This window comes from Bradyrhizobium sp., from assembly GCF_016462955.1.
Lineage (GTDB): Bacteria > Pseudomonadota > Alphaproteobacteria > Rhizobiales > Xanthobacteraceae > Bradyrhizobium.
Window position 1 is genome coordinate 1 of record NZ_JAEMSD010000260.1, and the last position, 9,461, is coordinate 9,461.

8 protein-coding genes are annotated in these 9,461 nt (G+C 66.3%); 7 read left to right on the top strand and 1 reads right to left on the bottom strand.

Annotated elements, in window-relative coordinates:
- Positions 1-149 precede the first annotated feature (149 nt).
- From JHD07_RS23585 to JHD07_RS23605, 5 genes are all read left to right on the top strand, one after another.
- Positions 150-2,198, top strand: coding sequence for an elongation factor G (locus JHD07_RS23585; RefSeq protein WP_291626380.1), 2,049 nt, complete (start codon positions 150-152; stop codon positions 2,196-2,198).
- A gap of 437 nt (positions 2,199-2,635) precedes the next feature.
- Positions 2,636-2,908, top strand: a complete 273-nt coding sequence (locus JHD07_RS23590) for a helix-turn-helix transcriptional regulator (RefSeq protein ID WP_291626383.1) — start codon at positions 2,636-2,638, stop codon at positions 2,906-2,908.
- A gap of 89 nt (positions 2,909-2,997) precedes the next feature.
- The gene (locus JHD07_RS23595) at positions 2,998-4,752 is read left to right on the top strand and encodes a SulP family inorganic anion transporter (protein WP_291626385.1); all 1,755 of its coding nucleotides are present in this window, start codon (positions 2,998-3,000) and stop codon (positions 4,750-4,752) included.
- Between the two features lie 52 nt (positions 4,753-4,804).
- Positions 4,805-5,644, top strand: coding sequence for a shikimate dehydrogenase (locus tag JHD07_RS23600; protein WP_291626387.1), 840 nt, complete (start codon positions 4,805-4,807; stop codon positions 5,642-5,644).
- A 65-nt stretch (positions 5,645-5,709) separates the two neighbouring features.
- A complete protein-coding gene (locus JHD07_RS23605) occupies positions 5,710-6,336 on the top strand; it encodes a hypothetical protein (RefSeq protein WP_291626389.1) in 627 nt (208 codons plus the stop codon).
- 125 nt (positions 6,337-6,461) lie between these two features.
- Here JHD07_RS23605 and JHD07_RS23610 read toward each other — a convergent pair whose 3' ends face one another.
- Entirely contained in the window at positions 6,462-7,598 is a 1,137-nt protein-coding gene (locus tag JHD07_RS23610) for an alpha-hydroxy acid oxidase (RefSeq protein WP_291626391.1), read from the bottom strand.
- Positions 7,599-7,716: 118 nt separating this feature from the next.
- Here JHD07_RS23610 and JHD07_RS23615 point away from each other — a divergent pair, with 118 nt between their 5' ends.
- Together JHD07_RS23615 and glmM are read left to right on the top strand one after the other, a co-directional pair.
- Complete coding sequence (locus JHD07_RS23615; RefSeq protein WP_291626394.1) at positions 7,717-7,884, top strand: hypothetical protein; 168 nt, start codon at positions 7,717-7,719, stop codon at positions 7,882-7,884.
- A gap of 222 nt (positions 7,885-8,106) precedes the next feature.
- Positions 8,107-9,450: a phosphoglucosamine mutase gene (gene glmM / locus JHD07_RS23620; protein ID WP_291626396.1), complete on the top strand. Its 1,344-nt coding sequence runs from the start codon at positions 8,107-8,109 to the stop codon at positions 9,448-9,450.
- Positions 9,451-9,461 lie beyond the last annotated feature (11 nt).

A 9,461-nucleotide genomic window follows, 5' to 3' on the forward strand; every position in this document is an offset into this window, starting at 1 on the left:
GCAATCCGACCTCTCCCCGTCGGGGAGAGGTGGAACAATGACGACGCACCGCAGCGACGTTTGATGCTTGCCAAATCTCGGGGACGGGCAGAGCATCGGCGTTTGCCGACCCAATCACGGGCCGAGCTCCACACCAAGGAGGCGGCGAAATGGGACAAGACGTCAGAAGTCCCCGAGGTCCACGGTGCATCGCGCTGGTGGGCCCTTTCCAAAGCGGTAAAACCACACTTCTCGAAGCGATCCTGGCGCGAACGGGCGCCATCCCGCGCGCCGGCAGCGTCGATGCCGGAACGTCCGTCGGCGACGCCACGCCCGAGGCCCGTCATCACAAGATGACCGTCGGCCTCACAGCCGCCACCACGAGTTTCATGGGCGACAGCTACACCTTCCTCGATTGTCCGGGTTCCGTCGAGTTTGCCCACGACATGCGCGCCGCGTTGCCTGCGGTCGACGCCGCAATCGTGGTCTGCGAGGCCGACGAGAAGAAGCTGCCGCAGCTTCAGATCATCCTGCGCGAGCTGGAGCAGCTGAAGATCCCGCGTTTCCTGTTCCTCAACAAGATCGACCGCGCCAGCCAGCGCATCCGCGAGACGCTGGCAATGCTGCAACCCGCCTCGCGCGTGCCGCTGGTACTGCGCCAGATCCCGATCTGGAAGGGCGAGCTGATCGAGGGCTTCGTCGATCTCGCGCTGGAGCGCGCCTTCATCTACCGCGAGCACAAGGCCTCCGAGGTGATCGCGCTCGAAGGCGGCGATCTCGACCGCGAGAAGGAAGCCCGCTTCTCGATGCTGGAGAAGCTCGCCGATCACGACGATGCGCTGATGGAGCAGCTGCTCGAGGACATCCAGCCGCCGCGCGATGCCGTGTTCGACGATCTCGCCCGCGAATTGCGGGAAGGGCTGATCTGCCCGGTGCTGCTTGGGTCTGCGTTGCGCGAAAACGGCGTGCTGCGCCTGATGAAGGCGCTGCGTCACGAGGCGCCCGGTGTGGCGGAAACGGCGAAACGTCTCGGCGTTCCCGAGACCAGGGATGCGCTCGGCTACGTCTTCAAGACGTTGCATTCGCAGCACGGCGGAAAACTGTCGCTGACGCGGCTGCTCGCCGGCCATCTCGACGACGGCGCCACGCTGCAATCCTCATCGGGCGGCGCGGGGCGCATCTCGGGCATCCTCGCCGTCAATGGCGCCTACGACACCAAGCGTGCCGCGGCCGAGGCCGGGGAAACCGTGGCGCTCGCCAAGCTCGACCCGGTCAAGACCGGCGAGACCGTGTCGGCCGGCAAGACGCCGCCAGCGGCATTGATCACGATCGCGCCGACGCCGCCGGTGCTCGCGATCTCGGTCGCGGCTACCGACCGCAAGGACGACGTCAAGCTCGGCCAGGCGCTGACGCGTCTGCACGAGGAGGATCCCTCGCTCATGGTCGTGCAGAATGCCCAGACCCACGACACCGTGCTGTGGGGCCAGGGCGAGATGCATCTGCGTGTCGCCAGCGAACGGCTGCGCGACCGCTTCGGCGTCAAGGTCACCTCCCATCCGCCCGCCATCGGCTACCAGGAGACGATCCGCAAGCCGGTCATCCAGCGCGGCCGTCACAAGAAGCAGTCCGGCGGCCACGGCCAGTTCGGCGACGTCGTGCTCGACATCAAGCCGCTGCCGCGCGGCGACGGTTTCAAGTTCGCCGAGAAGGTGGTGGGCGGCGCGGTGCCGCGCAACTACATCCCGGCGGTCGAGGAAGGCGTCGTCGACGGATTGACGCGCGGCCCGCTCGGCTTTCCCGTCACCGACGTGCAGGTGACCCTGACCGACGGCTCCTATCACAGCGTCGACAGCTCCGATCTCGCCTTCCGCACCGCGGCGCGGATCGGGCTGAACGAAGGCCTGCCGCTATGCCAGCCGGTCTTGCTGGAGCCGATCCACGTGGTCGAGATCGTCTGCCCGACCGACGCCACGGCCAAGATCAACGCGATCCTGTCGGCGCGGCGTGGCCAGATCCTCGGCTTCGACACCCGCGAGGGCTGGAGCGGCTGGGATTGCGTCCGCGCCATGATGCCCGAAGCCGAGATCGGCGAGCTGATCGTGGAGCTGCGTTCGGCCACCGCCGGCGCCGGCAGCTTCACCCGCCAGTTCGACCACATGGCCGAAGTCACCGGCCGCGCCGCCGACCAGATCATCGCCGCGCATCAGCACGCGGCGTGAGTCGACTCGCGCGCAGTGAGTCGCACGCCATCTCGCTCCTCTCCTCGTTCTAAAGGGGAGAGGGTAGGGTTAGCCACCGCTTCCCAACGTGTCCCGGACGCGCTGCAATGCGTAGCATTGCAGCGCAGAGCCGGGACCCAGAAAACCGCAGAGCTAGCTGCTGCATGGACCCCGGCTCTGCAGCGCATCACTTCGTGCTTGCGCCGCGTCCGGGGCACGAGATTTTGGTGTTCGCGCACAACTGCATCGTTCCCCTCATCGCCAGCAAAGCAATCAGGCCTTTTCTGCGGAAACAGGCTGGATTGCTTATCGCAAGAGCTCCTAGCAGCGGGGGAGGAGAGAGAATGCAGCCTCTTGCGTACGCCACTATCTGATGTATTATACATCATTGTATATGTTCTATGTATCATTTATAGCATCTGGTAAGTGAGGCCGAGGTGATCACGTCGTTTCAGATGCGGGCAGCGCGCGCGCTGCTCGGCATCGACCAGAAAACCCTGGCCGAGCTCGCCGGCGTTTCGCTGCCGACCATTCAGCGCATGGAGGCATCGACCGGCAATGTTCGTGGCGTGGTCGAGACCCTGATGAAGGTGGTGGACGCCTTCGACCGGGCCGGCGTCGAACTCATCGGCGAGCAGGCGCGCAGCGACAGCGGCGGGCGTGGCGTTCGCCTGAAGGAGCCGGGAGCGCCGCGTCGGATCGGAGCATGATCGCGCGTTGATCGTGCCCGGATAGGATGAACGAGCGCATCGTCGCGCGCTGCACGATGCACCGGAGCATTGTGGGGCCAGCGGAGCACATGAGCATCACGACCGATCAGGCAAGCCGGCTGCACCAGCTGCGCCGGCCGACCTTTGCCGAATTGTATATGCCGAAGCTCGTCACCGTCTGGCGTGAAGGCTACGGCCTTTCGGATTTCCGCGCCGACGTCTTCGCCGGCCTGACCGTTGCCATCGTCGCGCTGCCGCTGTCGATGGCGATCGCGATCGCCTCGGGCGTGACTCCGGACCGCGGCCTCTACACCGCTGTTGCCGGCGGCTTCATCGCCTCCATACTCGGCGGCAGCCGGTTCCAGATCGGCGGGCCGGCCGGCGCGTTCATTGTGCTGGTCGCGGCGACCGCGGAGCGTCACGGCGTCGATGGCGTGATCCTCGCCACCCTGATGGCGGGCCTGTTCCTGATCGCCGCGGGCCTGCTCAGGGTCGGCACCTACATCAAGTTCATTCCTTATCCCGTCACGGTCGGCTTCACCGCCGGCATCGCCGTCATCATCTTTGCCAGCCAGCTCCGCGATCTCTCGGGCATCACGCTCGCAGGCAAGGAGCCCAGCGAGTTCGTGCCGAAGCTCGTCGCGCTGGCCGGCGGCCTCAACACCATCAATCCGTCTGCCGTCGCGGTCGCACTCGTCAGCATCGGCATCATCGCCGCCTTGCGCCGCTGGCGGCCGTCCTGGCCCGGGATCCTGATCGCGGTCGTGTTTGCCGCCGTCGCCAGCGCAGTGCTGTCGCTGCCGGTGGAAACGATCGGCTCGCGCTTCGGCGGCATTCCGCGCGAGCTGCCTTCGCCGGCGCTGACCGCGTTCTCGCTGGAAAAGGCACGGGCGGTGCTGCCGGACGCGATCGCCTTCGCGCTGCTGGCCGCCATCGAATCGCTGCTGTCGGCGGTGGTCGCCGACGGCATGACCGGGCGCCGTCACCGCTCCAATTGCGAGCTGGTGGCGCAAGGCGCTGCCAATATCGGCTCGGCGCTGTTCGGCGGCATCTGCGTCACCGGGCTGATCGCGCGCACCGCGACCAACATCCGCGCCGGCGCGCGCGGGCCGCTCGCGGGCATGTTGCATTCGGTGTTCCTGCTGCTGTTCATGCTGATCGCAGCGCCGCTCGCAAGCTACATTCCGCTGGCCGCACTCGCCGCGGTGCTGGTCGTGGTGGCCTGGACCATGGCGGAGAAACACGAATTCGCGACGCTCTTGCGCTCCTCATGGGGCGATGCCGTCGTGCTACTCGCGACCTTCCTGCTCACGGTCTTCCGCGATCTTACCGAAGGCATCCTGGTCGGCTTTGCGCTCGGCGCGGTGCTGTTCATCCATCGCATGGCGGAGATGACCGGCATCGAAGAGCGCACGCCGCTGGTCGCTGACGACCGCCCCGACGACGGCAACGGCGATCGCGTTCGCTACGATCCCGCGCTGGCGGTCGATCGCGACGTGCTGGTCTACCGCATCACCGGCGCGTTCTTCTTCGGCGCGGCCTCGGCGATCGGCAGCGTGCTCGACGGAATCGCCGACCGGCAAAAGGCCTTCGTGGTCGACTTCGCCGCGGTGCCGTTCCTGGATTCGACGGCGGCCAACGTGCTCGGCCGCGTCGCCGCCAAGGCGCACCGCCAGGGCATCCGCCTGTTCATCACGGGGGCCTCGCCGACGGTCCGGCGCGCGCTGCTCACCCATGGCGTGACGCCGCCCCGCGCGCGCTATCGCACGAGCCTCGAGCGCGCCATCGCCGACATCAAGGGCAAGGCCGCCGAAGAGGCTACCGCGGGCTCGCCGCGCGCTTGACAGGGCCTGCGGGACGCGAAATGGATCGCCTCGGAAACGACCCGAGGAAAAGATGACCGCGCCCAAAGCTCCTGCAGCCTGTCTGATCGGATGGCCGGCCGCGCATTCGCGCTCGCCGCTGATCCATCATTACTGGCTACGTACGCTCGGAATCGCGGGCGGCTACGTCATCGAGGCGGTGCCGCCGGAGGACCTCAGGGACTTCGTGCTGCGGCTGTCGCTGCGCGGCTTCGTCGGTGCCAACGTGACCATCCCGCACAAGGAAGCCGTGCTGGCACTCTCGACGCCCGATGCTCGCGCAACGGCAGTCGGCGCCGCCAACACGCTGTGGTTCGCCGAGGGCGAGCTGCGTTCGACCAATACCGACGTCGAAGGCTTCATCAACAATCTCGACGCCAGCGCGCCGGGCTGGGATGCGGCCGAGGAAGCGCTGGTGCTAGGCGCCGGCGGCTCCTCGCGCGCGGTGGTATTCGGCCTGCTCGAACGTGGCATCGGCCGCGTGCATGTTGCCAACCGCACCATCGCGCGGGCCGAGACGCTGGCGCGGCAGTTCGGGCCGAACGTGCTTCCGCTGGAATGGGATGCGATCGACGACGTGCTGCGTCGTGCAAGACTTCTCGTGAACACGACCTCGCTCGGCATGCACGGCCAGCCCTCGCTCGATATCGATGTCGCGCGCCTGCCGCAAACCGCGGTCGTTGCCGACCTCGTCTATGTTCCCCTGCTGACGCCGCTGCTCGCGGCAGCAACGGCGTGCGGCCTGAAGACCGCCGACGGGCTCGGCATGCTGCTGCACCAGGCGGTGCGCGGCTTCGAGCTGTGGTTCGGCCGGCGGCCCGAGGTCACGGCCGAGCTGCGCGCGCTGATCGAGGCCGATCTCACAAAATCTTGAGAGGGGCGCGGCGAATAGCACACTACCTCTGGAGTTCTACCGTCGTGGGACAATCGGAGACCGTCATGTCTTTTCAACGTGCAACTTTCACACGCCCCCTGATCGCCATCGCGATGGTGGCCGTCTCGACCTACTGCGCCTTCGCCCAGAGAGCGCCGGTGCCGACGCGGGTGCGCGGCACCATCGAAGCCGTCAACGGCGACACCATGCAGGTGAAGTCGCGCACTGGCGAGGACGTCAAGCTCCACATCGCCTCTGACGTGAACGTGTCGGGCATTACCAGGATCTCGCTCGCCGACATCAAGCCGGGTTCGTTCATCGGCGCGACCACCGTGCCGGGACCGGACGGCAGCCAGAACGCGGTCGAGGTGCACGTGTTTCCGGAAAGCATGCGCGGCACCGGCGAAGGCTCGCGTCCGTGGGACCTCAAGCCCAACTCCAGCATGACCAATGCGACGGTTGCCGAGAGCGTCGTCGGTAATGACGGTCACACTTTGCTGGTCAAGTACAAGGACGGCGAGAAAAAGGTTTTCGTCGCGGACAACACGCCCGTGGTGACCTTCGTGCCGAGCGACAAATCGGAGTTGAAGCCCGGTGCCAAGGTCATCGCCTTCATCAAGCAATTGCCCGACGGCTCGTTCGAAGCCAACCGCGTCAGCGTCGGCCGCGACGGCCTGGCGCCGCCGATGTGAATGATCGAGCGCTGAACTCGTAGGGTGGGCAAAGGCGCCCTTGCGCCGTGCCCACGTCTTTTCTCGCTCGCGAAAGTTGGTGGGCACGCTTTCGCTTTGCCCACCCTACCGCAGCGTCTCCGCGGCTACACCGCAATGATGTGATCGTCGATCTCGTCCACCCGGTTGACGCCGCACAGGCCCATGGTGGTGAGCAGCTCCTTGTGGATGATGTCGATCGCCTTGGCGACGCCGGCCTGGCCGCCGGCACCCAGGCCATAGGCGTAGGCGCGGCCGATCATGCAGGACTTGGCGCCGAGCGCCAGCGCGCGCATCACGTCCTGGCCGGAGCGGATGCCGCCGTCGAACATGATCTCCATCCCGTCACCGACCGTGTCGACGATCTCCGGCAGCACCTCGATCGAGGACGGCGCGCCGTCGAGCTGGCGGCCGCCATGGTTGGAGACCACGATCGCCTGCGCGCCGGTCTTTGCGGCGAGCTCGGCGTCCTCGACGTCGAGGATGCCCTTCAGGATCAGCTTGCCCGGCCAGATCGAGCGGATCCAGTCGATGTCGTTCCAGTTCATCGAGGTGTCGAATTGCGAGCTGATCCAGGTCGACAGCGAGGTGATGTCGTCGCTGACCTTCAGGTGACCGGCGAGATTGCCGAAGGTGCGGCGCTTGCCCTGCAGCACGCCGGAGACCCAGGCCGGCTTGCTGGCGAAATCCAGCAGCTTCGACAGCGACCATTCCGGCGGCACCGTCATGCCGTTCTTGATGTCGGCATGGCGCTGGCCGATCACCTGCAGGTCGACGGTCAGCACCAATGCGCTGCACTTGGCCGCCATCGCGCGCTGGATCAATTCCTTGATGAAGCCGCGGTCCTTCATGACGTAGAGCTGGAACCAGAAGGGCTTCTCGACGCTGGCGGCGATGTCCTCGATCGAGCAGATCGACATCGTGGACTGCGTGAACGGGATGCCGGCGGCCTGCGCGGCGCGACAGGCATGGATCTCGCCGTCGCCGTGCTGCATGCCGAGCAGCCCGACCGGCGCGAGCATCAGCGGCATCGTCGACGGCTCGCCGAGGATCGTGGTCGAGGTGTCGCGCGTGGAGACGTCGACCAGGATGCGTTGACGGAACTTGATCGCCTGCATGTCGTCGCGGTTGGCGCGCAGCGTCTCCTCGGCATAGGAGCCGCGGTCGCAATAGTCGAAGAACGCCTTCGGCACGCGGCGCTTATGCAGCGCGCGCAGATCGTCGATACAGGTGATGTGTTTCATGCTCGTTCCCCGGCCCCGTCCTTGACCCAATAGTCTTACCCGACGCCTTGCATCGGAAGATTTCGGGGTCATCTAGCATGGTTGGATGCGCAGCCAAATCTTTTGCAGGAGGGCGCCAATGACCAAGCCGCACGCCGGACCGTCGCCGGAAGAGATCAAGGACAAGCGCGCTCTCGAGGACGCGCTGGAGGAGGGGCTGGAAGAGACTTTTCCGGGCTCCGATCCCGTCAGCGTCACCCAGCCGGCGCCGAACCACGAGGACAAACATGTGAAGCGAACGGGCTAGCGCCGGTTCCGCGTTGGTGCGCCGTTTTGGCCGGAACTATAGTGTTAACAAGGCCATATCGGGCGGACCCCTCTCAGGGTTCCGTAATGATTCATCATATTTTTTGAAGCCAAGTTAGCCGCGCAGGGATTATAAGACGCCCAGCAAATCAGGGATGCGGGGCCCGTTCGGGCACTGCGTAGTTGTCGAGGGGATCCCCTGGTTGTTGCCTTGGGGGACGATATGAGCCGCAAATATTTCGGGACGGACGGGATCCGGGGCCGCGCCAACGGACTGATCACGCCGGAGCTCGCGCTCAAGGTCGGCCAGGCCGCCGGCCTCGCGTTTCAGCGCGGCGACCACCGGCACCGGGTCGTGATCGGCAAGGACACCCGCCTGTCCGGCTACATGATCGAATATGCGATGGTCGCGGGCTTCACCTCGGTCGGCATGGACGTGCTGCTGGTCGGCCCGATGCCGACGCCGGCGGTCGCGATGCTGACCAAGTCGATGCGCGCCGATCTCGGCGTGATGATCTCCGCTTCCCACAATCTGTTCGAGGACAACGGCATCAAGCTGTTCGGCCCGCAGGGCTTCAAGCTGTCCGACGACGTCGAGAAGCAGATCGAACAGCTGCTCGACGAGCCGATCGACAAGAGGCTCGCCCAAAGCGCGAGCCTCGGCCGCGCCCGCCGTATCGACGGCGTGCACGACCGCTATATCGAGTTCGCCAAGCGCACGCTGCCGCGCGACCTTTCGCTCGAGGGCCTGCGCGTCGTGATCGACTGCGCCAACGGCGCCGCCTACAAGGTCGTGCCCGAAGCGCTGTGGGAGCTCGGCGCCGACGTCGTGCCGATCGGCGTCGAGCCCGACGGCTTCAACATCAACAAGGATTGCGGCTCGACCTCGCCCGAAGCGCTGTCGAAGAAAGTGCGCGAGATGCGCGCCGACATCGGCATCGCGCTCGACGGCGACGCCGACCGCGTCATCCTGGTCGACGAGCGCGGCCACGTCGTCGACGGCGACCAGCTACTCGCGGTGATCGCGCAGAGCTGGAAGGAGGACGGACGCCTCTCGCGTCCCGGCATCGTCGCCACCGTGATGTCCAATCTCGGCCTCGAGCGCTTCCTGCAAGGGCAGGGGATCGACCTCGTCCGCACGCCGGTCGGCGACCGCTACGTGCTGGAGCAGATGCTGAGCGGTGGCTACAATCTCGGCGGCGAGCAGTCCGGCCACATCATCCTGTCCGATTACGCCACCACCGGCGACGGCTTCGTGGCCGCCTTGCAGGTGCTGGCGGTGGTGCAGAAGTTGCGCCGTCCGGTGTCCGAGGTCTGCCACCGCTTCGATCCGCTGCCGCAGATCCTCAAGAACGTCCGCCACAAGGGCGGCAAGCCGCTCGACGATTCCGACGTCAAGTCGGCGATCTCCGACGGCGAGAAGCGTCTCAACGGCCACGGCCGTCTCCTGATCCGCTCCTCCGGCACCGAGCCGGTGATCCGCGTCATGGGCGAAGGCGAAGACCGTATCCTGGTCGAGGACGTCGTCGACACCATCGTCTCGGCACTGGGGCAGGCCGCGGCGTAGGGTCTCTTACC